We start from the raw sequence: 24,923 nt of genomic DNA on the forward strand, positions 1-24,923 counted from the left end.
CGAAGCCGAAGCCGAAGCCGAAGCCGAAGCCGAAGCCGAAGCCGAAGCCGAAGCCGAAGCCGAAGCCGAAGCCGAAGCCGAAGCCGAAGCCGAAGCCCTGAACAGGGCCGAGCCGACCGAAGAAAAGGTGATCGAACGCACAGTCGAAAAACGCGGCGGGTTTGTTCCGGCTTTGTTGGGCGGGGTTATTGCTGCAGGCCTCGGATTTGCTGCAGGCAACAGCGGGTTATTGTCTCAAGGAGCAGATAGCTCGGACGCAATTTCCGCGCTCGAGTCGAAGCTGGCGGAACAATCCGATCAGATTGCCCAACTGACAAAAACTCTTGCTGAAGGCCCCGATGTCTCGGGCTTGTCAGATCAGATCAAGGCGTTGTCGGATAAGCTTGCTCCGGTCGAAAGCGATCTGACTGCCGTGAAGAGCAGTGTTGATGGCCTGACCGGTAAGGTCGACCCGCTTGAGGAACGCCTGACCGCGCTTGAGAAGCAGCCGCTTGAAGCAAATGTCTCGCCCGAGGCCACAGCCGCGTTCGAGGCAGAATTGAAGAAACTACAGGATTCTCTGGCCGCTCAGCGTAGCGAAGTGGAAAAGATGGTCTCAGACGCGCAGGCTTTAGAGGCTAAAGCTTCGGCCGAAGCGCGCGCGGCGACCAACGCTGCCATCCTGTCGCGTTTGCATGGTCAATTGGATGCCGGTCAACCCTATGAAGATTTGGTCTCTGAACTGAAAGCCGGTGGTGTCGATGTACCCGATGCCTTGGCTGCATCTTCGAAGGACGGAGTTGAGACGCTTTCCGCGCTGCGCAGCTCGTTTGCCCCCGCAGCCCGCGCCGCACTGGCGGATGCCCGTGATGCTGATAAAGGCACCGGCTTGGTTGCTTTCTTGCAGCGCCAGACAGGCGCGCGGTCGGTGACCCCGCAAGAGGGCGACGATCCGGACGCGGTCCTGTCGCGTGCTCAGGCGGCGTTGGCGGATGGTGATGTCACTAAGGCGTTGACCGAACTGAAATCCTTGCCCGAAGCGGCGCAGACCGCATTGGCGGATTGGGAGCAGGCGGCGCAGACACGGGCCTCTGCCGTCGAGGCCGCAAACACGCTTGCTTCAAGCCTGAACTCGAACTGAAGGACCTGCCATGCTGTGGTCATTGTTAAAGATCCTCGTTTTTGTTGCGATTATCGGCCTGCTGGCCATGGGTGCCGGGTTCTTGATGGAATCATCCGGCGGCGTGCAGATCACCGTCGCAGGCACCGAATACACACTGGGCCCGCTGCAATCGGTGATCGCGCTGGGCGTGTTGGTGTTTGCGGTCTGGCTGTTCTTCAAGCTGCTTACGCTGCTGATCGCCACGCTGAAATTCCTAAATGGTGATGAAACCGCCCTTTCACGGTATTTCGATCGCAGTCGGGAAAAGCGGGGATATCAGGCTCTGGCGGACGGGTTGATGGCGCTGGCCTCGGGTGAGGGGCGCGTGGCAATGACCAAGGCCCATAAGGCCGAGAAGCTGCTGAACAATCCGGAACTGACCAATTTGCTGGTGGCGCAGGCAGCCGAGATGACTGGTGATACCAAGAAAGCGTCCGAGACTTACAAGAAGCTGGTCACCAACAATGCCACGCGATTTGTCGGTGTGCGCGGGATCATGAAGCAAAAGCTGGCCGAAGGCGATGATGAAACCGCGCGCAAGCTGGCCGAGAAGGCTCTGGCCCTCAAACCCCGGCATGAAGAAACGCAGGATGTGCTGTTGAACCTGCAGACCAAAGCGCAGGATTGGGCCGGTGCGCGGTCCACGTTGACCTCGAAGCTGAAGGCCGGGTATTTGCCGCGCGATGTGTTCAAGCGGCGCGACGCAGTCCTGGCTTTGTCCGAGGCCAAAGTGCTGCTGGACGACACGGCGACGGTCGAACAGCAGGAACATGCGATTGAGGCAAACCGCCTTTCACCCGATCTTGTCCCGGCAGCCGCCATGGCCGCGCGCGCCTATATCGAAAAGGGCAAACCGCGTGCAGCAACCAAGATTCTGAAAAAGGCGTGGGAAGTGCAACCTCACCCCGATCTGGCCCATGCCTTTGCCGAGATTGTGCCAGACGAAACACCTGAACAGCGGATCAAGCGGTTCACCGCTTTGACCCGCATTCATTCAGATAATATGGAAACACGCCTGATTTTGGCCGAGCTGAACATCGTAGCCGAAGACTTCCCCGAAGCGCGACGCGCGCTGGGTGATGTTGTCGAAAAGCAGGGGGATGCACGGGCCTACACGCTGATGGCTGCGATTGAACGGGGCGAGGGCGCCTCGGACGCGGTGGTTCAGGGTTGGCTGGCCAAGGCGTTGAACGCACCGCGCGGGCCGCAATGGGTCTGCACCAATTGCCACGACATTCAGCCTGAATGGGGACCGGTATGCCAGAACTGCGGTAGCTTCGATACGCTCAGCTGGCAGACGCCTCAGACGCCCGAGATTGCTAGTGCGACGGGTGTGCACATGCTGCCTCTGATCGTTGGCGCGCTTGAGGATCAATCAGAGGCTGAAGAGGCAGAGGAACCTGAAGAAAGTGCTGAAGAGTCACTTGAAGAGCCGGTCGAAGAGGACTTGATCGAGGGAAAGGCCGAGCCGGTCACGGAGGAAGTCGCGCGACAGACCTAACGCGCGGTCTCGGCGTTGAAAGCGTCGTTCCGCAGCTTAAACAACCCGGCCCACCGATTTTGATTAAGGGCGACCAAAGCCATTATATGACACCGGCTGTCGCCGGCGACACCGGCACACAAGACGACTAAACCGATCCCGGCGGGTTTTGCACGTCCAGATAACGTTCGGCCGGAATCCTCACGAGACCTTTGATCCCCAAGGCAGTACGATCCGCATCATCCAACTGCGCAATTGCCCGTTCAACCGCTGTAAAAATCGCTTGCTGATCGTTACCCTCCGCAGTGATCAATGGCAGGCCAGGCGTCGGGTCCGTCCACTCTAACACCCGCAGAGATGCGGCAAACTCTTCATACTCAGCCATCAATCGCCAAGAAACCGCATCAAGGGCGGCGATATCTGCGTGACCTTCCACAACGGCATGCGCCGACCTCAGGTGACCTTCGGTTTGCACACGGTGCTTGAACCAGAAGCCATGCGGCTCAAGATGCCAATAAGGCGCGGCGTAGCCAGATTGCGAAAATGTCTGGTTGTAAGCGAACACCGCTTCCCGAAACGCCATCAGATTTGTGCGTGGATCATCGGCGCGTACGACCAGAGCACTGCGGTAATAGCCGGGCGGGCACCCGTCGAGACCATAGTCTGGCGTGCCAACCAACGCGACCTTATCGTGCAGCCATGTCCGGTACGGCATGCCGCAAGTCTGGCTCAGCACCAGTTCCGGGTGCTGCCAGACCGAGAATTCCTCGACGTCCTGCGACAGATGCTCAGGGCTCTCGATCCCGGCGCGGTTCAGATTGTCACGGATGAGGCTCCAGTATCGCAGATGTGCCTCATCAAGCTGAGGGCGGGCATACATCATCAGGCTTGCGATCATTGCATCTGCCCGAACAGTTCATACAGCTCTATCGTGGTTTTCACGCCGACCTTCTGCTGGATGCGCCCGCGATGAATTTCTACCGTGCGGGGGCTGATACCCAAGGCAGTTGCGATCTCCTTGCTCGACGTGCGCGCGGGGTGGGTCAGAATATGTTGCAGGACCTGCTCCTCGCGGTCGGTCAAAAGTCTGCGCTTATCCGCAAGCATCTGACGTCGCGATTTCTCGGCGCGCAGACGGTCGCCTATTTCAAACGCGGCCTGTATCCGTTCGATCAGCACCTGCAGGTCAAAGGGTTTTTCCAGAAAATCAATTGCACCCGCCTTGGTGGCCCGCACGGATTCCGGAATGCCGCCATGACCCGAGATGAAAATGACCGGTATGGTCGACTCGCGCCGGTTCAGATGTTCCTGCAATTCCAGCCCGTCCATGCCGGGCATGCCATAGTCCAGGATCAGGCAACCTTTTGCGTCCTCATGCACCTGATTCAGAAATGTCTGCGCATCGGCAAAATGCTCGACCCTTAGTCCGCGTTTGCTGAGCGAGCGTGATAAGGCGACGCGCACATCTTCATCGTCATCGACGATATAGACGACCAGCGGCTCAAAGGTCATGCGTGATCCTCCTTGGGCTGATCGCGGCGCTGCAGGGTGAAACAGAAGCGCGCCCCGGACGTCTCAGTAGGCTCGTACCAAATGGCTCCGTCATTGGCTTTGACGATGGTCCGACAAATGGACAGGCCCAGCCCCATCCCGTCGGTCTTCTGGGTGTCAAACGAGTTGAACAAGGTGACACCATCGCTAATCCCGGGCCCGTTATCCTCAACCCGCACCTCGACCAGTTCATCGCTAGTCTTTGTAGTGATGGTGATTTTACCCTTGCCATCCGGATCCAGGGCCAAGGCGTCGATCGCGTTGCGCAACAGGTTAACCAGAACCTGAGCGATCTGCGTCCGGTTTCCGATGACAAGAGGAAGGTCGGTTTCTTCATAAAGCAGCTTGATCTCGTGTAACTTCGCCTCGGCGTCCATCAGGCTGACGGTTTGCCGGATCAACCCGTTCAGTTCAAACGGAGTCTGACGTCCGCGATCCTTACGCACCACATCACGCAGGGCGCGGATGATGTCGCCCGCACGGCGCGACTGTCGGTCGATATCCGAAAGGATTTCTATAACCTCAGGATCGGGATCGCCGATTTCATCCAGCGTGATCTTCGCGGCGTCGACATTATAGGAAATCGCGCTTAGCGGTTGGTTCAGCTCATGCGCCAGCCCCGAGGCCATCTCGCCCATCAGGTTGACCCGTGCCACATGGGACAGATCGCGGCTGAGGCGGCTTACTTCATCCTCGGCCTGCTTTCGATCGCTGACGTTGTCGATAATGGCAACCGCATGATCAGGGGTCCCGCTTTCATCGCGGATGAGGATGGCATTGACCCGCAACCAGATGGGGGATCCGTCTTTTCGGATAAACTGGTTCTCGGCGATGAACTCGGAATCCTGCAGCAGGGTTTCGCGGAACTTGACCGCGATCTGCTGTTCGTCTTCCGGCAGGATGTCGGCCAGCGTCATCCTCTCCAATTCATCCGGCTGATATCCCATGATATCGCACAGCTGTTCGTTGGTCCGCAGAAACCGCCCCGTTTCGGGCGAGATCTGCGCCATCCCGCGCGAGGCCAGATCGAAGGTGCGGCCATAGGCGGTTTCGAACCGTTGCCGTTGTCGAACTTCCTGTGTCAGAGCCGCACCGGTATCTTCCAGCTCGCGATAGGGGCTGTGCAGGCCTTCTTCGGTGGTGATCTCTCCGCTGCGCAATTGCTGGCTCTGGCTGGCAAAGGTGCGCACAGGGGCATAGATCCGGTCGGCCATGGCCAAACCAATTGCGCCCGTCAGAATGGCAATGGCAAGCGCGATCCAGACGCCTTGCGTCCGGTTCTTCTTGATCTCGCCAATAAAGTTGTCCTCGGCCGCATAAAGCCCGATCAACCAACGCAGCCCCGGCTCGGACACCTCGATAAGCATCGCCACATAGTCCTGACCGTTCAGCTGGAAATCGGTATGAACCGGTCCTTCCGTGTCGCTCAGACCGGTTTGCACGACATCTCCGAACGCCTTTTGCGCGATGGGGTCTGCGATTTGGTCCACACGCGTCAGCTCGGGCGCTTCCATATGTGCTTCCTGCCGGATCAGCACCAGCGTTGGATGCGCCAGCACCGCGCCATTTTCGTTCAGAACCAGCGCGGCACCGCGTCGTTCCGACCAGATGTCCAGCAGGAACCCCGACAGGGCGTCGATCTGGATATCGACACCCAAAATGGCACGGATAGCTCCGGTATCGTCCAATATGGGGACACTATAAGTGATCCCCGGCTGGCGCGTGGTGAAGAAGATATAAGGCTCTGTCCAGATCGGTGCTTTGGCTTCGGTCACCATTCTGAACCAAGGCCGGGTGCGCGCTTCATAGGTGTCAGTCTGGGTAGTGGCCGTTTCCAGCAATGTGAACTGATCGTTGCGCCATTGGAAATCGGCGGGATGTTCCGCGGTGCCGGGCAGGAATGGCGGAACGAACTTGGTGCGATAACGTCCGGGCTCTTCCGCGCGCATGACATAGACAAACCTGCCCGTCGCATCGGCCAGATACATCCCTGCGAGTTGAGGCGCGACCTGTAGCTGCTGAAAAAAATGGCTTTCCAATACGCCAGGATCGCTGATATCCAGTACGTCATTTTCAGCAAGTCGCCGAGTTGCATCCAAGGCCTGCCGGGCGGGGTTCAGAAAACTTTTGACTTGGCCGATGACATTGACACTGACTTCGTTGAGCGATGTTCGGGATTGCCGCAACAGCGCGTTCTCCGAGCTGACAAAGGTCGACAGGATCACCGAAAGGATGGCGATGAACTGCAGCCCACCCAAACACAGCGCAAGCGTGGCGCGCAGCGATCTTCGCCTGCGGGCTGGCTCAGTGTGGTCCTGGCGTATTTCTTGTTGCCCTGCGTAGTTCAATTCTTGTCCAAACGACCTTCTGCACGGGTCGGTATCACAGTCACAGAATGTGATCAGTTACCCTCTTTCCCCTATATCTGAATCCAAGCCTATACGTAATCTACCGTATAGACACCTGCTGTTTGGTTTCGCTTTCCTCTTTATCATCGGGGGGCCTGATTCCAGTGCGATTTTTTCTGTTGTGTTCTGAAAGGTTTCAGGCACCCCACAGATCAAAAAAGACTGACAACAGGAGTGTCAAAGTGTTCAAGAAAACCTCAATCACCGCATTTGCCGCGGCGGCCCTGATGGCACCAGCGGCATATGCTGAAGAATTTATCACGATCGGAACTGGCGGCGTTACGGGTGTCTATTACCCGACGGGTGGCGCGATCTGCCGTCTGGTCAACAAGGGCCGGAAAGAGCACGGGGTCCGGTGTTCGGTGGAGTCGACTGGGGGGTCGGTTTACAACATCAACACCATTCGCGAAGGCGAGCTTGAGTTTGGGGTGGCACAGTCGGACTGGCAGTACCACGCATTCAACGGCAGCTCGAAATTCGAAGAAGCCGGCCCGTTTGAGAACCTGCGTGCCGTGTTCTCGGTACACCCAGAGCCGTTCACGGTTGTGGCGCGTGCCGACGCGGGTATCTCGAATTTCGAAGACCTGAAGGGCAAGCGCGTCAACATCGGCAACCCCGGTTCCGGTCAGCGCGGCACCATGGAAGTGCTGCTGGGCGAAATGGGTTGGACCACAGACGATTTCGAACTGGCGACCGAGCTGAAGGCGGCTGAACAGTCGGCTGCCCTGTGCGACAACCAGATCGACGCGATGGTTTACACCGTTGGTCACCCCTCGGGTTCGATCCAGGAAGCCACCACCGCGTGCGACTCGGTTCTGGTGAATGTCAGTGGTGACGCGGTTGACAAGCTGGTGGGCGACAACTCGTTCTACCGTACCGCAACCATCCCCGGTGGCATGTACCGCGGTTCGGATGGTGACACATCGACCTTTGGTGTGGGCGCGACCTTCGTGACTTCGGCAGATGTGTCGGAAGACGCGGTTTACGCGGTTGTCAGCTCGGTCTTCGAGAATTTCGATGACTTCAAAAAGCTGCACCCGGCATTTGCCAACCTGAAACCGGAAGAAATGATTGCGGATGGCCTGTCGGCACCGCTGCATCCGGGCGCTGAGAAGTACTACAAAGAAAAAGGCTGGATTCAGTAACCAGACCTGACACGGGGCGCCTTTCGGGGCGCCCCGATTCATATCCGGGCTAAACCGGAGACAAGACGGCCGTAAAAACCAAGGCCGAAGGACAGGGAGATACCAACATGAGTTCCGACACACAGGGCAATCGCCCTCTTTCCGAAGAAGAGCTTCAGGAACTGGTTGCCTCATCAGACGCAGGCGCGCGTGATCCGGCGGGTAATGTCGGGCTGTTTCTGGCGATCGTTGCGGTTTTGTGGTCGGTGTTTCAGGTCGTTCTGGCCTCTCCCCTATCGAATTATCTGCTGCCGGGCAGTGTAGTGAACAACTCACGCCAGATTCATCTGGCCTTTGCGATGTTCCTGGCCTTTTCGGCCTATCCGGCACTGAAATCCAGCCCGCGGAACTACATCCCGATTCAGGATTGGATCATGGGGATCGTGGGCGCATTTCTGGCGCTTTATGGTTATTTCTTCTATCAAAAGATCGTCGATGCCGGGGGGCTGGCAGACGATACGGACAAGTGGTTTGCCCTTGTTGGCCTGCTGCTGTTGTTCGAGGCCGCGCGTCGCGCGCTTGGCCCGGCAATGGCGATCATCGCCACGATCTTTCTGGCCTACGTCTTCTTTGGTTCCTCCGAGTGGGTGCCCGAGGTGATCCGCTGGAAAGGTGCCAGCCTGCAAAAGGCGATGAGCCATATGTGGATCACGTCCGAAGGTGTCTTTGGCATCGCGCTGGGCGTGTCGACCAAGTTCGTCTTCCTGTTCGTGCTGTTCGGCGCGCTTTTGGATAAGGCGGGCGCGGGCAACTACTTTATCAAGATGGCCTTTGGCGCGCTGGGGCACCTGCGCGGTGGCCCGGCCAAAGCGGCTGTTGTTGGTTCTGCGGCGACCGGCCTGATCTCGGGCTCGTCCATTGCGAACGTTGTCACGACCGGCACCTTCACTATCCCACTGATGAAGCGTGTGGGCTTTTCCAGCGAACAAGCGGGCTCGGTCGAGGTTGCCTCATCCGTGAACGGCCAGATCATGCCACCTGTGATGGGCGCTGCTGCCTTCCTGATGGTGGAATATGTGGGCATCTCATACGTTGAGGTGATCACCCACGCCTTCCTGCCTGCTGCGATTTCCTACATCGCGCTGGTCTACATTGTGCATCTTGAAGCGGTGAAGCGGAACATGCCGACGCTGGGCGACCGCGTCGTTTCGATGGGGCGCACAATCGGTGGAATGGCGCTGTTCTTCGTGGGCTTTGCCGGGCTGTGCTATGGCATCCAGTACCCGATCAAAGCGATTGTCGCGCTCATGCCCGATGCGTCGGGTCTGGTCCTGTCGGCGCTGATCGTTTTGGCCTATCTGATCCTGCTTTGGCTGGCTTCCGGAGTAGAGGACTTGGTGCCTGACGATCCTAATGCCAAAGAGGTTGAACTGCCGGTAATTGCCGAAATCTACAAGGCCGGTCTGCATTACCTGCTACCGATCATCGTGTTGGTCTATTTCCTGATGATCGAACAGAAATCACCGGGCCTATCAGCCTTCTGGGCGACTTCGCTGTTGTTCGTGATCCTGCTGACGCAGAAACCGCTCAAGTCGATCTTCCGGGGTGAAAGTGACACGGCGAATGCCTTCAAGGCCGGTGTCGTCGACCTGTGGAACGGGCTGATCGACGGCGCGCGCAACATGATTGGTATCGCGCTGGCCACCGCCACTGCGGGTGTGATCGTGGGCACCGTGACGCTGACCGGCGTGGGCCAAGTGATGGCCGATCTGGTCGAGTTCCTGTCAGGCGGTAACCTGATCGCCATGCTGGCGTTGGTGGGTCTGCTCAGCCTGATCCTCGGGATGGGATTGCCGACCACGGCGAACTATATCGTGGTCAGCTCGCTGATGGCGGGTGTGGTCGTGGAATTGGGCGCGCAGGATGGGCTGATCGTGCCGCTGATCGCGGTGCACCTGTTCGTGTTCTACTTCGGTATCATGGCTGATGTGACACCGCCGGTTGGTCTGGCGAGCTTTGCCGCCGCCGCCGTTTCGGGCGGGGACGCGATCAAGACGGGCTTTACCGCCTTCTTCTACAGCTTGCGCACGGTGGCACTGCCTTTCGTGTTCATCTTCAACACTGACCTGTTGCTGATCGATGTGGGCTGGGTACAGGGAATCTTGGTGGCCGTCTCTGCGACCATCGCGATCCTGATCTTCACTGCCGGCACCATGGGCTGGTTCCTGACCAAGAACCGCATCTATGAAAGCGTGGCGCTGATTCTGATCGCCTTTGCGCTGTTCCGTCCGGATTTCTTCATGAACCGCATCGCACCGCCCTTTGCGCAGATCGAACCGGCACAGCTGACGCAGGCCGTGGGTGAGGCCGCGCCAGGTAGCACCATGCGGATCGAAGTCGCGGGCCCGGATTTTGACACCGGCAACATGACCGAAACCACCGTTGTTCTGGACATTCCGGAAGGAGCCGACGGTACAGCACGCGTTGACGCTTTGGGCCTGATGACGCTGGAAGAGGATGGTCTGGTCAAGCTCGACGAGCCGATGTTCGGTACGCCGGTCGCGGATGAGCTGGACATGTTCGACTATTATGCTGACGATGCCGTTCGCATCACCAGCATTCAGGCCCCGCAAAGCCAGCCCGCGAAAGAGCTGATCTTTATCCCGGCGCTGATCCTGTTGGGTCTTGTCGCCTTCCTCCAGCGCGGCCGTGCCGCAAAACAGGGAGAACCCGCATGACCAAAGCTATTCTGTGCGCCGTGGATATCAGCAATGGCGATCTTGATGTTGCTGTCCTAGAACGCGCCGCAGCGCTGGCCGAAATGGATGGCGCGCGGCTGGATGTCGTGACCGTGACACCCGACTATGGCGAAGGTTTCGTCAGCAGTTTTTTTGAGCCCCACCACCACGAAAAGGTGATTGAAGAGGCTCATGAAAAGCTGGTCGCCCTCTGCGCCGCCACGCTGGGGGAAGAGCGCAACGCCAAAGTCCGTCATGTGGTGGCAACTGGCAGCGCCTATCAGGAGATCCTCAAAACCGCGGAAGGCGCGGGCTCGGACTTGATCGTGATCGGCGCGCATAAGCCTGACTTGAAAGACTATTTGCTTGGTCCGAATGCGGCGCGGGTCGTGAGGCATTCGCACACGTCAGTATATGTTGTGCGGTAAATCGATCGGATTTAAGCTGAGAATCTGCCATTTGAAGTTTGTTACTCAGTAGCCAATCTCGCAGATCCTTACCGGGAGATTTCTATGATGAAGACATTCATGAAAACCGGCGCCGTTCTGGCGTTGGGTGTTGTCGCTTGCGCGGCCAATGCGCAGGACCCTGCGCCGGAATATGGCTATGGTTGGGAGGACAAAAACTCGGTGACTGGCACCGAGTTCATGGTCTCGGCCGCCAATCCCATTGCTGCCAAAGCCGGATATGATGTGCTGGCCGCAGGTGGCACAGCCGCAGATGCGATGATTGCCGTGCAGCTGATGCTCAATCTGGTTGAACCGCAATCATCGGGCATCGGCGGTGGTGCGTTCATGCTGTATTGGGATGCGTCGGCTAAAACTCTGACCACCTTTGATGCGCGTGAAAAAGCCCCTGCGAAAGCCACGCCTGAACGGTTTCTGTTACCGGACGGTGAAAAGATGCCGTGGCCCGAAGCTGTTGTAGGCGGACAATCTGTTGGCGTTCCGGGCATTCTGCGCCTGATGGAAGTGACCCATAACCTCTATGGCAAGAAAGACTGGGCCTCGCTGTTCCAGTCTACCATCGATCAGGCCGAGCAGGGGTTTGAGGTTTCGCCCCGCATGGCAAACTCGATCCAAAGCACGATTGAACGTGAGCGCTCAGTCGGTGTGTTCCCGGCGGGCAAAGCGTATTTCTTCAACGAAGATGACACGCCGCTGCAGGCTGGAACCTTACTACGGAACCCCGAGTTTGCCGAAACCCTGCGCATTCTGGCCGCTCAGGGCGCAGGCGCCTTCTATAGCGGCCCCATCGCCGAAGATATCGTGGCGGCAGTGGATGCCACATCCAAGGTGGAAAACAACATCACGCTTGAAGATCTGGCCGACTACCGCGTCAAAATCCGCCCCGCCGTCTGCGCCGATTATCGCGGCTACGATGTCTGCGGAATGGGTCCGCCCACCTCGGGTGGTCTGACCGTGGGCCAGATTCTGGGGATACTCAGCAACTTTGACCTCGAAGGCACTGGGTGGAACGCCGAGATGGCGCATCTCTATGCCGAGGCCGCCAAGCTGGCCTATGCCGACCGCGCGCTTTACATGGCCGACAGCGATTTTATCGATGTACCGGTCAAGGGTCTGCTGGACACGGACTATCTAAAGCTGCGCTCGGAGATGATCGACCCTGCTGCAGCCAGCGAGAAGCGTCAGGCAGGTGAGCCGCCACGTGATCACACCGCCCTGTTTGCGCCCTCGCAAAACCCGGGTCGTCCCGGCACCAGCCATATCGTGATCCGAGATCAGTACGGCAACGCGCTGTCGATGACGACCACTATTGAGACCGCCTTTGGCAGCCGGGTTTTTGTGAGGGGTTTCCTGCTGAACAACGAACTCACCGATTTCGACCGCGCACCAAAGGATGGCGACCGTCTGGTGGCCAACCGCGTTGAGGGTGGCAAACGCCCGCGCAGCTCGATGTCACCAACCATCGTGATGAAGGATGGTGAGCCCTATCTGCTGATCGGCTCACCCGGTGGTAGCCGCATCATCAACTATGTGGCCAAAACGATCATTGCGATCCTGGATTGGGAAATGGACCCGCAGGATGCCATCGAAACCGGGCATTTTGTGCATCGCAACGGGTCTGCGATGGATCTGGAGCAGGGGACATCCGCTGCTGAATTCGCTGATGCTCTGACAGCCAAGGGGCATGAGGTCAAACAGGTCGATCTCAACAGTGGGCTTCACGCCATCCTGATCAAGGATGGCCAGCTGATCGGAGCGGCTGATCCGCGCCGCGAAGGCGTGGCACTAGGCCAATAAAGGCGAACCGCAAAAGGGCTTTTGGACAATTGTACCACGCAGCCCTTTTCTCTTGCTTTAACAGCGTACTCGTCCGATAGGGCGGTATGTTCAAAAGCCGCGCGATAACCTTTATCCTGATCACGCTGATGATTGATGCCATCGGTATCGGCATCGTGTTCCCGATCATGCCCGACCTGATGGATCGCGTCGGTGCGGGCGATACCGGGCAGGGGGCATTTTGGGGCGGGCTGCTGATGGCAGCCTATGCCGGGGCGCTGTTCCTGTGCGGACCTATCGTGGGTAGCATTTCGGATGCGGTTGGCCGCAGGCCGATCCTGATCGCAGCGCTGACCATGTTGGCGCTGGATTATGTGATCATGGCGCTGGCCGAAACATTCTGGCTGCTTCTTCTGGGGCGAACGCTCGCGGGGCTTGCGGGGGCGACCTATATTACCGCAACGGCTTACATCGCTGACATATCCTCACCGACCGAGAAGGCGGCGAATTTCGGTCTGATCGGGGCGGCCTTCGGGATTGGGTTTGTGCTTGGCCCAGCCATCGGCGGCATCGCTGCCGGGATCAGCATTACTGCGCCGTTCTGGATTGCCGCGGTTTTGTCCGCCGCCAACGCCCTGTTCGGAGTCTTCGTCCTGCCCGAGAGCCTGAATCCAGAAAAACGCCGCCCCTTTGGCAAGCGTGACCTGAACCCGTTCAAATCGATCTTTGACGCCTTCCGCTTTCCGGGGCTGGCAGTGCCGCTGCTGTGCATTTTCATCTTTGAATTTGCCAACATGGTCTACCCCACCCTCTGGGCCTTCTGGATACGAGAGGTGTTTGGCTGGTCCACGCTGTATATCGGCCTGTCGCTGGCCGCATACGGCGTGCTGTTGGCCTTCGTCCAAGCCGGATTGATGCCGGTCTTCATTCGCTGGATCGGCGATTACCGGACCCTGCTGCTGGGGATGGTATCGGCATTGGTCGGAATGATCGGCTTTGGGTTTACCGTAACGGTTACGGCCCTTGTCATCTTTATTCTGCTTGCCGCGCTGTCCGACCTCGTGCCTGCCTTGATCACGGCTATGGCCTCAAACCAGGCGGACGAAGACCGGCAGGGCTTGGTGCAGGGAGTCATTGCGTCACTGTCTTCTGTCGCTGCGGTTCTGTCGCCTTTGGTGATGACCGGCATCTTTCAGGCGTCGGTCGATGGCGAAGGCACTTATCTGCCCGGCGCACCGTTCTTTTTCTCGGCGGCTCTGGTCTTGGTGATGATGCCGTTGGTGTTCCGTCTGCGCGGGCACGCATCGGTCTGAAACGAAAAACGCACCCGCAGCGGACTGCGAGTGCGTTGAATTTTCAAGGCACGAGGCGCTTACTGAATTTCACCCATGCAGAGATACTTCATCTCAAGGAAATCCTCGATCCCGTATTTCGAACCCTCACGGCCCAGACCGGATTGTTTGACACCGCCGAACGGGGCGACTTCGGTCGAGATCAGGCCAGTGTTGATGCCCACCATGCCCGATTCCAGCGCCTCGGCCACACGCCAGACGCGCGCCAGATCGCGGCTGTAGAAATACGAGGCCAGGCCGAACTCGCTGTCATTGGCCATGCTGACGACGTCGTCTTCTTCCTCGAATTTGAACAGCGGAGCGACGGGGCCGAAGGTTTCGTCCTTTGCCACAACCATGTCGCGGGTTACGCCAGTCAGAACGGTGGGTTCAAAGAATGTCCCACCCAGATCCGAGCGTTTGCCGCCCAGCGTTACAGTCGCCCCTTTGGAAACCGCGTCCGAGATATGTTCTTCAACTTTGTCGACCGCCGCCTGATTGATCAGGGGACCTGTGGTGATGCCGTCGCCAAAGCCGTCGCCGACATTCAAAGATTTTGTCTTCTCGGCCAGCTTGGCAGCAAACTCGTCATAGACGCCCGCCTGCACATAGATGCGGTTGGCACAGACGCAGGTCTGGCCATTGTTGCGGAACTTCGCGATCATCGCGCCATCCACGGCGGCATCCACGTCGGCATCGTCAAAGACGATGAATGGTGCGTTACCGCCCAGTTCCAGCGACATCTTCTTGATGGTGCCCGCCGCCTGACGCATCAGGATCTGTCCTACACGGGTCGAGCCGGTGAAGGTGATCTTGGCGACCTTGTCATTGGTGCAAAGCTCATTACCGACGCCTGAGCTGTCGGTGCCCGGGATCACGTTGAACACGCCCGCCGGTATACCTGCACGTTCACCCAAAACCGCCATCGCCGTCGCCGACAGCGGCGTCAACGTCGCTGGGCGCGCCACAAAAGTACAGCCCACGGCCAGCGCCGGGCCAACTTTGCGCGCGATCATCGCGTTGGGGAAATTCCAAGGCGTGATTGATCCCACTACGCCCACGGGCTGCTTCAGCACCACGATGCGCTTGTCGCGCTGGTGGCCGGGGATGACGTCGCCGTAAACACGCTTGGCCTCTTCCGAGAACCACTCGATAAAGGACGCGCCATATAGGATTTCACCGCGCGCCTCGGGCCAGGGTTTACCCATCTCGGCGGTCAGGATGGTTGCCAGATCGTCTGCGTTTTCGACCATCAGGTCGAACCATTTGCGCAGAATGGCGGCGCGTTCCTTGCCAGTCTGAGCAGCCCATTCCTTCTTCGCAGCGTAAGCTGCATCGATGGTCTGTGTTGTGCCTTCGATGCTGACATCTGTCACATTGGCGATCAGATCACCGGTTGCAGGGTTGTAGACAGGGAACGTTGCCTCACCTTCGACCCATTCACCGTTGATATAGGCGCGGGGTTCCAGAAGGCTGGGATCTTTCAGCTCCAGCTTGGTCACTTTGGTATCCAGCATGTTCAGGCTCCTTTGGCAGCGTCGATCGAGGCTTCGAGGATATCCATGGCCTCGGCGAAGATTTCGTCCTGCACCGTCAACGGCGCGAGGAAACGAATTACGTTCCCATATACGCCACATGTCAGCAGGATCAATCCACGCTTCAATGCCTCGACCCGTATGGTGTTTGCCATATCGGGATTCGGGGCGCTGCCGTCGGTCGTGTTGAACTCGGCCGCAACCATAAGGCCCGGACCACGAATATCTACGATCTCGGGCGTGCGGGAACGGATCGATTCCAGACGCTGTTTCAAGCGCGAGCCCAGCTCATTGGCGCGCGTGCACAGGTCTTCTTCCTCGATCACATCCATCACAGCATGGGCGGCGGCGATCCCCAGCGGGTTGCCGCCATAGGTTCCGCCCAAACCACCCGGGTGCGCGGCGTCCATCAGCTCGGCACGACCGGTGACGGCGGCCAGCGGCAGACCACCGGCCAGACCTTTGGCCATGGTGGTGATATCAGCAGAGACGTCATAAGCGTCCATCGCGAACAGGTTGCCAGTGCGCGCAAAGCCGGTCTGTACCTCATCGGCAATCAGAACGATGCCATGTTCGTCGCAAAGCGCGCGCAGACCACGCATCAACTCAGCCGGAGCGGGGTAGAAGCCACCTTCGCCCTGAACCGGTTCGATGATGATCGCGGCCACCCGGCCCGGATCAAGATCGGCCTTGAACAGTTTAGTCAAAGCACCCAGCGAATCTTCGGTCGAGATGCCATGCAGATCGATCGGGAACGGGACGTGATAAGTATCGGGCATCATCGCGCCGAAGCCCGCTTTATAGGGCTGAACCTTGCCGGTCAGCGACATGCCCATGAAGGTGCGGCCGTGAAAAGCGCCGCCAAAGGCCACTACAGCCGGGCGGCCAGTGGCAGCACGCGCGATCTTGACGGCATTCTCGACCGCCTCGGCACCTGTAGTGACAAAGACGGTTTTCTTGGTGAAGTCGCCGGGCACTTTCTCGTTCAGGCGCTCGGCCAGACGGATGTAATTCTCATAAGGCAGAACCTGATGGCAGGTATGGGTGAAGTTTGCGGCCTGTTTCTGAACAGCCTCCATCACCTTGGGGTGGCAATGCCCGGTGTTCACAACGGCGATGCCTGCGGCGAAATCGATATAGCGTTTGCCTTCGACATCCCAGACCTCGGAATTCACGGCACGGTCCACATAGACTTGCGTTTGCATCCCCACGCCCTGCGCGATCGAGGTATTCCGGCGTTCAGCAATCTGAGCGTTCAGCATCTTGCGTCCTTTCCCGTTTCCGGGCGCGGTGCCCGTATGTTTGACTGCGCGACTGTAGTATCTGCGCCTGCAAGCGAAAGCCTGTTTCTTGTGATTCATAAGCCATTGATTTACCGTCCCGGCAGGATCAAGTGTTGCGGATACTGAACATGAAGAACACCAGCCAAGAGGATTTGACCCTCGGATTGCGCCTGCGAACCTTGCGAGAGCGTGCAGGCTTATCTCAGCGGGCGCTGGCCAAGAAGTCGGATGTGCCGAACTCAACCATCTCGCTGATCGAGTCGGGCAAGATGAATCCATCGGTTGGTGCGTTACGGCGTATTCTGCAAGGCATACCGATTGGCATGTCCGATTTCTTTTCCTTCGAAATCGAACCTGAGCAGACCGTGTTTTATGCCTCAGAAGAACTTACTGAGATCGGAAAGGGTGGGCTGTCTCTGCGGCAGGTAGGATCAAACCTGCATGGTCGCGCGATGATGATCTTGCAGGAAACTTACGAGTTAGGGGCTGACACCGGTCGCGTGATGTACGGGCATGAGGCGGAAGAGGGCGGTATTGTCATCTCGGGTCGGGTGGAGGTGACCGTGGGCGATAAGCGCAAGGTACTGGGACCGGGCGATGCTTATTATTTCGACAGCCGCACCCCGCACCGGTTCAGGCAGGTCGGCCCCGAAGTTTGCCGGGTCATCAGCGCCTGCACTCCGCCTACATTCTAAGCATCACGGCAGAAATTTCAGCACTATGCATCATAGTGTTGCAGTATCTCCTGGTTTGATCCACAGTATGATGCATAGTGCGGGAAATTCCTGCAGATAATCCAGGGTGTCCGCCGCCCAATTCAGAGAGTACCGGAATGAAAAAGAAACCTGCCACTCTGCCACGTGGCTATCGCACCTGCACCGCATCGCTTGCCGTCGCCGACGTCGATGCCGCGCTAACTTTCTACGAAAGTGCCTTTGATGCGAAGATACAGGCCTATGACGCGGATGAGGCCCCCGGCTTTGCCTCGATCAAGATCGGCAACTCGATGCTGTTTGTCACCGCCGGATGGGGTGCGCACGGCCCCGCCATTCCGGGCACAGTTACATCAATTGGGCATCATATGTATGTCGAAGATGTGGACACTGCCCTTGCAGCCGCGTTGGAAAGCGGTGCCAGCCTGATGGCTGAGGCGGCGGACACCTATTGGGGCGAACGCTGCGCCACGATTGCCGATCCGTTCGGTCATGTCTGGACGTTGGCGACCCGCGTCGAAAACCTGAAGCCAGCGGATATCAGTGAACGGCGCAAAGCGCTGCTGGACGCGGCGCAGATCGAGGCTGCATGAACGACGCCCCCCTTCCCACATTCACGATCCGTCAAAACGATCTGGCCATTCTCGCGGCTGAGGGTCGCATCGGCGACTATCCGGTCGCCGTTCGCACGGCGCGTGAGGTGATCAGCGGTGGCTTTGCCAACCACTCGGCGCATCCCAATACCTGGACTGTATACTTTCTGGTCGATGGCCAATGGGCGCTGGTCGAATCCACGCGCGGGCTGCGGCGGGAGTGGTCCAGCCTTGATCGGCTTGAGAAATGGCTGCGCAGTTGCGGATTCCGGTTCTTCTGGGTTCGCAACGACATCGATTTTGTGGAACCGCAGGCAGAAGATACCGCCGAGGAAGCCGCAGTATGAGGGCAGTCGCCTCGGAAAACCATAGCCTGAGGACAGCAGGCTTGCGTGACCACACGGTTTTATGTTCCGATGAAGAACGCCGGATCAAATCGGCGGTCGCAATCGGCAAGAAAATGAGAAGAAACGAAAAATGACCCCTTTTGCGATAACCGGAATCCAGATGCATGTCGGTGCGTTGCAGTCGAATGTCGACGCGATGCTGCACCGGATCGACATTATGATGGCACGGTTCCCCTGGACCCAGATGGCCCTGTTCAGCGAACTGGCGCCTCATGGTCCGCTCGACCGGTTTGCCCAGCCCTTTCCCAATGACGACCTGTCGCGCTTTCAGGATGCCGCTCGGCGTTATGGGATCTGGCTGATCCCCGGCTCGATGTTCGAAAAGCACGAAGATGGACGGATTTTTAACACCTCGGTGGTGATCAACCCCGAAGGTGAGATCGTCTCAAAATACTCCAAGATGTTCCCGTTCAAACCTTATGAACAGAACATCGCCTCGGGTACCGAATTCTGCATCTTTGATGTGCCGGATGTGGGCCGGTTTGGCCTGTCGATCTGCTACGACATCTGGTTCCCCGAAACCACCCGCCACCTGACCAGCCAAGGGGTCGAGGTTCTTCTGCACCCGGTTCTGACCGGCACAACCGACCGCGAGGCCGAGCTGTCGATCGCCAAGGCGACCGCTGCGCAGTTCCAATGCTACGTGTTTGACGTGAACGGGCTGGCCGCCGGGGGCGTGGGCCGCTCACTGGTCGTTGATCCCTCGGCCACCGTGCTGCACCAGTCTGCGGGACAGGAGGATATCTTCCCTATCGAGATCGATCTTGATCAGGTCCGCCGCCAACGCGAGGTCGGACTGAAAGGTCTGGGGCAGGTTCTCAAAAGCTTCCGCGACCGCGAGGCGGAGTTCCCGGTCTATGACCGTACTAGCGGGGCGGATGCCTATCTGCACACGCTCGGCCCGCTGCGCATTCCGCAGAAAGGCGACGTTGCGGGCGTCGCTGCATCCGACCCCAGAACGGCGCTGGGATATACTGAAGACGCCGCGACCAAGCCCGACAATCTGTATCTCTACAAAGGGCGCTCTGGCACAGACTGATACCGGCTCAGCTTTTCGGTATCGGCAGAAAGGAAAAATTTCATGCACGGCATTTCCGATAGCGAAAAGCTCCACACTATCTCGGACTACTACAGCGCCTCACAATTGAGGGCAGACCGATGGAGCGCGCTGCGGGAAACGGCCGAGTCTCTGGATCAGGGCGGTAACGAAAAAGATCGGGACCGGGCACGGCAGTTGCTGCAGGCGCTGGCCCCGATCGAGATGTATTTCGCTTTTCCGGGCGGATCGGCGTTCGACTATCTGCGCCGTTTGCTGGACCATGGCAACTTTGGCGATTTCTCAACCGCCGTGCGCCGGGTGTCGCGGGCGCTGACCTCAGGGGCGTATCGTCGCCGCTCGATCCCGCTGATCGCGGATGAGACCGAGGTTGATGAGTTTGAGGACGAGTCCACCCAAAGCCATGAAGCCCGCGCGCTGGGCCGCCCATATTTCGAGGTGATGATCGTTGACAAGGTCAACGAACATCAGGAACGGTTCCTGCAAACCAGCCTGCAACGGATGCGCCGCAGCGAAGATCCGTTCATCTATGAAACCGTTGTGGTCCCCAGCGTCGAGGATGCTCTGATCGGGGTCCTGTTCAACCAGAATGTACAGGCGGTCATCGTTCGTCCGGGCCTTAGCCTGAAGTCCAAGAACGAAACCAATGTTTTGGGCCGCTATATCAGCCTCTATGGCGAGGGCGCCGATCTTGATGCGCTGTCCCCCTCGGAATACGGCCCTGAAACCTGCCGCAGGATCGGCATGCTGCGCCCCGAGCTGGACGCTTATCTAATCACCGACCGTTCGGCGGAAGATATTGCCGGTCTCGATCTGGGCCTGTGCCGGCGGGTGTTCTACAATCAGGAAGACTTTCTGGAATTGCACCTGAACATCCTGCGCGGAGTGCAGCGGCGCTATAAGACGCCGTTCTTCACGGCGCTCAAGGAATACTCAAAACAGCCCACGGGCGTGTTCCACGCAATGCCGATCAGCCGGGGTAAATCGATCAGTCGAAGCCACTGGATTCAGGACATGGGGGCATTCTACGGATCAAATATCTTCATGGCGGAAACTTCGGCCACGTCTGGCGGGCTGGATTCGCTGCTGGAACCCAAAGGTCCGATCAAAGAGGCGCAGGAAGCCGCAGCCCGCGCATTCGGCTCTAAACAGACGTTTTTTGCGACTAACGGCACCTCGACCTGCAACAAAATCGTTGTGCAGGCGCTGGTACGGCCCGGAGATATCGTGCTGATCGACCGCGATTGCCACAAATCGCACCACTACGGCATGGTGCTGGCGGGGGCGAGCGTCGTCTATATGGACAGCTATCCGCTGCACGATTACTCGATGTATGGCGCGGTGCCGATCCGAGAGATCAAGCACAAGCTTTTGACCCTGAAGGCCGAAGGCAAGCTGGATCAGGTTCGTATGGTGCTGCTGACCAACTGCACATTCGACGGCATCGTCTACAACGTGCAGCGGGTGATGCAGGAATGTCTGGCGATCAAAAAGGACCTTGTATTCCTGTGGGATGAGGCGTGGTTCGGTTACGCGCGCTTTGCCCCGAATTCGCGCGTACGTACCGCGATGCGATCGGCCAATATCCTGCGCGAACAATTCCGCACCCCAGAACATGCCGAGGCTTATGCCAAACAGCAGGAGGAACTGAAGGGCGCGGATGATGAAACCCTTCTGAACACCCGCCTATTCGCACCGCCCGATGCACGCGTTAGGGTCTATGCCACGCAGTCGACGCATAAAACGCTAACTGCGCTGCGGCAGGGTTCGATGATCCATGTCAATGACCAGCAGTTCAAAGGTGCGGTCGAAGAGGCGTTTCACGAGGCCTATATGACCCACACCTCGACCTCGCCCAATTACCAGATCATCGCCTCTTTGGATGTTGGGCGCAGACAGGTCGAGATCGAAGGGTACGAGTTCGTCCAGCGGCAGGTCGAAAGCGCGATGGCAATCCGCCGGGCGGTGACAACGCATCCGCTGCTCAGGAAGTATTTCAAGCTGGTCACGGCGGGCGACATGATCCCCGAACAGTACCGCGAAAGCGGCATGACCAGCTATTTCGATCCCGATCAGGGCTGGGCCGATGTTTGGGATTGCTGGGCCAAGGACGAGTTTGTTCTGGATGCCACCCGCATCACGCTGCATGTAGGCGCGACGGGCTGGGATGGGGATACGTTCAAGACCAAAATCCTGATGGATAAATACGGCATCCAGATCAACAAGACCTCGCGCAATACCGTGTTGTTCATGACCAATATCGGCACCACACGCAGCTCGGTCGCTTATCTGATCGAGGTTCTGGTCGAGATCGCCAAGGAGTTGGACGATCTGATGGACGATGCCTCGAAGATGGAAAAACGGGCCTTTGAAAAGCGCGTCAGGAATCTGAGCGAACACGTCCCACCTCTGCCCGATTTTAGTCGGTTCCACGATGCGTTCCGCTGTGAGGCAGGTACCGAAGCCGGTGACATCCGTACGGCGTTTTTCCTGTCCTATGACGAAGACAATTGCGACTATGTCGAACCCGACAAGGAGATGTTGGAACGGCTCGAAGCCGGGGAAGAGATGGTCTCGGCCACCTTCGTGATCCCCTATCCGCCGGGCTTTCCCATTTTGGTACCGGGGCAGGTGATCAGCCCTGAAATTCTCAAATTCATGCAGGAACTGGACGTCTCGGAAATCCATGGGTTCCGTGCCGATCTGGGCCTGCGCATTTTTACCGAAGACGCTTTGAAGTCAGTAAAGAACCCCTAAGGGGTCAGGGAGGACAACAATCATGCCAAAGAAGGTGCTGAAAAACATCTCGGAAATCCGCCGGTATTTCCATACCAACAAGGACCCGATCTATTTCGTATCGGCAACCAATTTCAACCTGTTGGGGCTGGATGAATGGGTGATGAACTTCACCTATATCTGCTACATGGATTGCTTTGACGGGCGACATCCGAACGTGTTTGTGCCTTCGGAAATGCCGCATGATGAGTTTCAGTCCATCGAAGACATCAACAATTATCTGCTGCAGCACAAAGAGGTCATCGACCTGGTCAAGCGGCGCGGTGGCAAGCCCAAGTTTGTCTTCCTGATGTTCGACGAGACGACCGAGAAGCTGGTCAAGGAGCTGGGCGGTCAGCTGTGGTTCCCCAAAGCCAAGCTGCGCACCAAATGTGACAACAAGATCGAAACTGTCCGTATCGGCAATAAGGCGGGTGTGCCTTCGGTGCCCAACACGCTGAGCGTTGTCAAAAGCTATGATCACCTGAAAAATATCTGCGAAAAGGCCGGATTGGGGAATGATCTGGTGCTACAATCCGCCTTCGGCGACAGTGGCCATACGACGTTTTTCATCAAGTCCGAGGCCGATTTCAACAAGCACAAAGACGAGATCATCGGCGAAGGCGAGATCAAGATCATGAAGCGGATCGACTGTCGCGGGGCGGCGATCGAGGCTTGTGCGACCTCGGAGGGTACCATCGTTGGCCCGCTGATGACTGAGCTTGTGGGCTTCAAGGAACTCACGCCTTATCGCGGCGGCTGGTGCGGGAATGAGATTTTCTCAACCGCCTTTCCACCGAAAGCACGTGAACAGGCGCGGCAATTGACCTTCCAATTCGGGGAAGAGCTGCGCAAATCAGGCTATCGCGGCTATTTCGAACTCGACTTCCTGATCGATAAGAAAACCGACGAACTGTGGTTGGGCGAATTGAACCCCCGTATCACTGGCGCCAGCTCGATGACCAACCACGCGGCCTTTGCGCACGCTGATGCGCCACTGTTTCTGTTCCATCTACTTGAGTTTTCAAAGAAGCCCTTCGATCTGGATGTCGAGGAACTGAATGCCCGCTGGGCGGATCCGGACATGATCGACAGCTGGTCGCAAATGGTAATCAAACACACCGATGACAGTGTCGACCGGATCACGCAGGCCCCACAATCGGGCATCTACAAGATGCTGGAAGATGGCCGCGTCGTGTTCGACCGGTTCGACTATCACCGCCGCGCGGTGGGCGAGAACGAAGCGTTCTTCCTGCGTATCTCGAATGTCGGTGATTACCGCTATGAGGGCGCTGATTTGGGTATCCTCGTGACTCGCGGGCGGTCAATGACCAAGGGCTTTAAACTGACGGACAAATCGAAGAAGTGGATTCATGGGATCACTTCGGCTTATACGGCTGAACCGCTGCCCGCGGCACAGCCGATGGAAGACCCCGCGTTCAAAATTATGTAGAAAGCCCTATGGCGCTTGTTTTTCGCTCAATCGACGAGGAACAGCCCGGTCCCAAGCTGGCCGGGCTGTTTGCCGAATACTGGCCCGCCTACCGCAAATGGTGGGCGCAAGAGGGGTATTCGGCCCGCCCCACCTATCGCGAATGTCTACGCGCCCTGCAAAAACACATGCCCGAGATTTTGCCGCTGTACGAAGAGATCGTCGAACTGGTCGGCGGCAGCGACAGCCAGGCACGGTTTCTCAGCTTTTACTGCCCGCCGAAATATCTTTCGGGCTGCAGCCAGGCGATTTGGCGTGGCAAAACACCGTTTCTGGTGCGCAATTACGACTACCATCCAAAAACCTTTGACGCCGCTCTGCTGAAAACCCAATGGGGCGGGCGCGGGGTCATCGGGATGAGCGACGGCGTTCTGGGTCTGCTTGATGGCATCAACGATGCCGGTCTGACGGTCTCGCTCACCTTTGGCGGGCGGCGCGAGGTCGGCGACGGCTTTGGCGTGCCGCTGATCCTGCGCTATGTCCTTCAAACCTGCGAGACAACGGCCGAGGCGGTCGACTGCCTGTGCCGCATCCCCTGCCACATGAGCTATAACGTCACCGTTCTGGATGCCAAGTATAACCACAGCACGGTTTATCTAGCCCCAGACCGGCACCCGCAAATCTCGGACCAGCCGGTCGCGACCAACCATCAGGGCCATGTCGAATGGTCCACGCATGCGCGCTTTACGGCCACCGTGGAACGCGAAAGATTCTTGCTCAACCGTCTCAACCAGCACCCGGAAAGCGAGAAGCGGTTTATCGATGCGTTCCTGCGTCCGCCGCTTTATTCAACGGCTTTCAGATCAGGTTTCGGCACGCTCTATACTGCGGTCTATCGGCCTGCGAAGAAGCAGTTGCAACTGCTTTGGCCCGGTGCCAGCTGGGACTTGTCCTTCGATGGCTTCAAAGAGGGTGAGCTGAGCCTGATGTTGCCCGACGAGGCCGAGCCTGCAGTCTGACAAGCGCGGTCGCCCTTCTAAACTTCTTGCTCTTGGACGGGCGACGCAATAATGGGAGCGCGACGCGCGGCAGTTTCAAACAAGGCCCGGCGG

Annotated in this window: 19 protein-coding genes; 14 read left to right on the forward strand and 5 right to left on the reverse strand. The window is 58.1% G+C overall.

Translation table 11 applies throughout. The annotated features are described in order from the left end of the window. Both ACR0A1_RS17850 and ACR0A1_RS17855 read left to right on the forward strand, forming a co-directional pair. The coding region (locus tag ACR0A1_RS17850; RefSeq protein WP_480868642.1) for a COG4223 family protein at positions 1–1,120 on the forward strand (1,120 nt) is incomplete at its 5' end. Positions 1,121–1,130: 10 nt separating this feature from the next. Beyond that, a complete protein-coding gene (locus ACR0A1_RS17855; RefSeq protein ID WP_480868644.1) occupies positions 1,131–2,642 on the forward strand; it encodes a heme biosynthesis HemY N-terminal domain-containing protein in 1,512 nt (503 codons plus the stop codon). Positions 2,643–2,769: 127 nt separating this feature from the next. On the opposite strand, the gene ACR0A1_RS17860 is transcribed toward ACR0A1_RS17855, so the two are convergent. Genes ACR0A1_RS17860 through ACR0A1_RS17870 form a run of 3 tightly spaced genes read right to left on the reverse strand, consistent with a single transcriptional unit; the run spans position 2,770 to position 6,520 of the window. After that, positions 2,770–3,519 carry a phosphate/phosphite/phosphonate ABC transporter substrate-binding protein gene (locus ACR0A1_RS17860; protein WP_480763820.1) on the reverse strand — a complete coding sequence of 250 codons (750 nt, stop codon included), beginning with the start codon at positions 3,517–3,519 and terminating at the stop codon, positions 2,770–2,772. Continuing rightward, positions 3,516–4,133: a response regulator transcription factor gene (locus tag ACR0A1_RS17865; protein WP_170397932.1), complete on the reverse strand. Its 618-nt coding sequence runs from the start codon at positions 4,131–4,133 to the stop codon at positions 3,516–3,518. Before ACR0A1_RS17865 ends, ACR0A1_RS17860 begins: the two co-directional genes overlap by 4 nt. After that, positions 4,130–6,520, reverse strand: a complete 2,391-nt coding sequence (locus ACR0A1_RS17870; RefSeq protein WP_170397935.1) for an ATP-binding protein — start codon at positions 6,518–6,520, stop codon at positions 4,130–4,132. Before ACR0A1_RS17870 ends, ACR0A1_RS17865 begins: the two co-directional genes overlap by 4 nt. A gap of 242 nt (positions 6,521–6,762) precedes the next feature. Here ACR0A1_RS17870 and ACR0A1_RS17875 point away from each other — a divergent pair, with 242 nt between their 5' ends. From ACR0A1_RS17875 to ACR0A1_RS17895, 5 genes are all read left to right on the forward strand, one after another. Then, positions 6,763–7,725 (forward strand): TAXI family TRAP transporter solute-binding subunit, encoded by a 963-nt coding sequence (locus ACR0A1_RS17875; RefSeq protein WP_170397937.1) that lies wholly within the window; start codon positions 6,763–6,765, stop codon positions 7,723–7,725. Between the two features lie 107 nt (positions 7,726–7,832). Further along, a complete protein-coding gene (locus ACR0A1_RS17880) occupies positions 7,833–10,442 on the forward strand; it encodes a TRAP transporter permease (protein ID WP_170397940.1) in 2,610 nt (869 codons plus the stop codon). After that, a complete protein-coding gene (locus ACR0A1_RS17885; protein ID WP_480615813.1) occupies positions 10,439–10,870 on the forward strand; it encodes a universal stress protein in 432 nt (143 codons plus the stop codon). The genes ACR0A1_RS17880 and ACR0A1_RS17885 overlap by 4 nt, the downstream gene beginning before the upstream one ends. Before the next feature lie 84 nt (positions 10,871–10,954). After that, entirely contained in the window at positions 10,955–12,706 is a 1,752-nt protein-coding gene (ggt, locus tag ACR0A1_RS17890; protein ID WP_480868647.1) for a gamma-glutamyltransferase, read from the forward strand. A gap of 86 nt (positions 12,707–12,792) precedes the next feature. After that, positions 12,793–13,998: an MFS transporter gene (locus tag ACR0A1_RS17895; RefSeq protein ID WP_480868649.1), complete on the forward strand. Its 1,206-nt coding sequence runs from the start codon at positions 12,793–12,795 to the stop codon at positions 13,996–13,998. Between the two features lie 59 nt (positions 13,999–14,057). Here the strand turns inward: ACR0A1_RS17895 and ACR0A1_RS17900 are convergent, their stop codons facing one another. Next, positions 14,058–15,533: an NAD-dependent succinate-semialdehyde dehydrogenase gene (locus tag ACR0A1_RS17900; protein ID WP_170609187.1), complete on the reverse strand. Its 1,476-nt coding sequence runs from the start codon at positions 15,531–15,533 to the stop codon at positions 14,058–14,060. 2 nt (positions 15,534–15,535) lie between these two features. Beyond that, positions 15,536–16,813, reverse strand: coding sequence for a 4-aminobutyrate--2-oxoglutarate transaminase (locus tag ACR0A1_RS17905; RefSeq protein ID WP_480868651.1), 1,278 nt, complete (start codon positions 16,811–16,813; stop codon positions 15,536–15,538). A gap of 149 nt (positions 16,814–16,962) precedes the next feature. On the opposite strand from ACR0A1_RS17905, the gene ACR0A1_RS17910 reads away from it, so the two are divergent. The 7 genes from ACR0A1_RS17910 to ACR0A1_RS17940 all read left to right on the forward strand — a co-directional run bounded on the left by ACR0A1_RS17910 (position 16,963) and on the right by ACR0A1_RS17940 (position 24,830). Beyond that, positions 16,963–17,529, forward strand: coding sequence for a cupin domain-containing protein (locus ACR0A1_RS17910; RefSeq protein WP_170425413.1), 567 nt, complete (start codon positions 16,963–16,965; stop codon positions 17,527–17,529). A gap of 137 nt (positions 17,530–17,666) precedes the next feature. Continuing rightward, the gene (locus ACR0A1_RS17915; RefSeq protein WP_480868653.1) at positions 17,667–18,140 is read left to right on the forward strand and encodes a VOC family protein; all 474 of its coding nucleotides are present in this window, start codon (positions 17,667–17,669) and stop codon (positions 18,138–18,140) included. Beyond that, positions 18,137–18,487, forward strand: a complete 351-nt coding sequence (locus tag ACR0A1_RS17920) for a hypothetical protein (RefSeq protein WP_170397963.1) — start codon at positions 18,137–18,139, stop codon at positions 18,485–18,487. Before ACR0A1_RS17915 ends, ACR0A1_RS17920 begins: the two co-directional genes overlap by 4 nt. A 130-nt stretch (positions 18,488–18,617) precedes the next feature. Continuing rightward, complete coding sequence (locus ACR0A1_RS17925) at positions 18,618–19,586, forward strand: carbon-nitrogen hydrolase family protein (protein ID WP_170407972.1); 969 nt, start codon at positions 18,618–18,620, stop codon at positions 19,584–19,586. A 42-nt stretch (positions 19,587–19,628) separates the two neighbouring features. Next, positions 19,629–22,361 (forward strand): aminotransferase class I/II-fold pyridoxal phosphate-dependent enzyme, encoded by a 2,733-nt coding sequence (locus ACR0A1_RS17930; protein ID WP_480868655.1) that lies wholly within the window; start codon positions 19,629–19,631, stop codon positions 22,359–22,361. Between the two features lie 22 nt (positions 22,362–22,383). Then, positions 22,384–23,832, forward strand: a complete 1,449-nt coding sequence (locus tag ACR0A1_RS17935; RefSeq protein ID WP_480868657.1) for a biotin carboxylase — start codon at positions 22,384–22,386, stop codon at positions 23,830–23,832. 8 nt (positions 23,833–23,840) lie between these two features. Further along, on the forward strand, positions 23,841–24,830 hold the full coding sequence (locus tag ACR0A1_RS17940) for a C45 family autoproteolytic acyltransferase/hydolase (protein ID WP_480754841.1): 990 nt from the start codon (positions 23,841–23,843) through the stop codon (positions 24,828–24,830). The last annotated feature ends 93 nt before the right edge of the window (positions 24,831–24,923 follow it).

Source organism: Ruegeria sp. D6 (assembly GCF_056534365.1).

What these genes read in the sequence shown, in the direction of transcription:
- ACR0A1_RS17855 (WP_480868644.1), top strand. Translation starts at nt 1,131, where the DNA reads ATGCTGTGGTCATTGTTAAAGATCCTCGTTTTTGTTGCGATTATCGGC.
- ACR0A1_RS17860 (WP_480763820.1), bottom strand. Translation starts at nt 3,519, where the DNA reads ATGATCGCAAGCCTGATGATGTATGCCCGCCCTCAGCTTGATGAGGCA.
- ACR0A1_RS17865 (WP_170397932.1), bottom strand. Translation starts at nt 4,133, where the DNA reads ATGACCTTTGAGCCGCTGGTCGTCTATATCGTCGATGACGATGAAGAT.
- ACR0A1_RS17880 (WP_170397940.1), top strand. Translation starts at nt 7,833, where the DNA reads ATGAGTTCCGACACACAGGGCAATCGCCCTCTTTCCGAAGAAGAGCTT.
- ACR0A1_RS17885 (WP_480615813.1), top strand. Translation starts at nt 10,439, where the DNA reads ATGACCAAAGCTATTCTGTGCGCCGTGGATATCAGCAATGGCGATCTT.
- ggt (WP_480868647.1), top strand. Translation starts at nt 10,955, where the DNA reads ATGATGAAGACATTCATGAAAACCGGCGCCGTTCTGGCGTTGGGTGTT.
- ACR0A1_RS17895 (WP_480868649.1), top strand. Translation starts at nt 12,793, where the DNA reads ATGTTCAAAAGCCGCGCGATAACCTTTATCCTGATCACGCTGATGATT.
- ACR0A1_RS17900 (WP_170609187.1), bottom strand. Translation starts at nt 15,533, where the DNA reads ATGCTGGATACCAAAGTGACCAAGCTGGAGCTGAAAGATCCCAGCCTT.
- ACR0A1_RS17905 (WP_480868651.1), bottom strand. Translation starts at nt 16,813, where the DNA reads ATGCTGAACGCTCAGATTGCTGAACGCCGGAATACCTCGATCGCGCAG.
- ACR0A1_RS17910 (WP_170425413.1), top strand. Translation starts at nt 16,963, where the DNA reads ATGAAGAACACCAGCCAAGAGGATTTGACCCTCGGATTGCGCCTGCGA.
- ACR0A1_RS17915 (WP_480868653.1), top strand. Translation starts at nt 17,667, where the DNA reads ATGAAAAAGAAACCTGCCACTCTGCCACGTGGCTATCGCACCTGCACC.
- ACR0A1_RS17920 (WP_170397963.1), top strand. Translation starts at nt 18,137, where the DNA reads ATGAACGACGCCCCCCTTCCCACATTCACGATCCGTCAAAACGATCTG.
- ACR0A1_RS17925 (WP_170407972.1), top strand. Translation starts at nt 18,618, where the DNA reads ATGACCCCTTTTGCGATAACCGGAATCCAGATGCATGTCGGTGCGTTG.
- ACR0A1_RS17930 (WP_480868655.1), top strand. Translation starts at nt 19,629, where the DNA reads ATGCACGGCATTTCCGATAGCGAAAAGCTCCACACTATCTCGGACTAC.
- ACR0A1_RS17935 (WP_480868657.1), top strand. Translation starts at nt 22,384, where the DNA reads ATGCCAAAGAAGGTGCTGAAAAACATCTCGGAAATCCGCCGGTATTTC.
- ACR0A1_RS17940 (WP_480754841.1), top strand. Translation starts at nt 23,841, where the DNA reads ATGGCGCTTGTTTTTCGCTCAATCGACGAGGAACAGCCCGGTCCCAAG.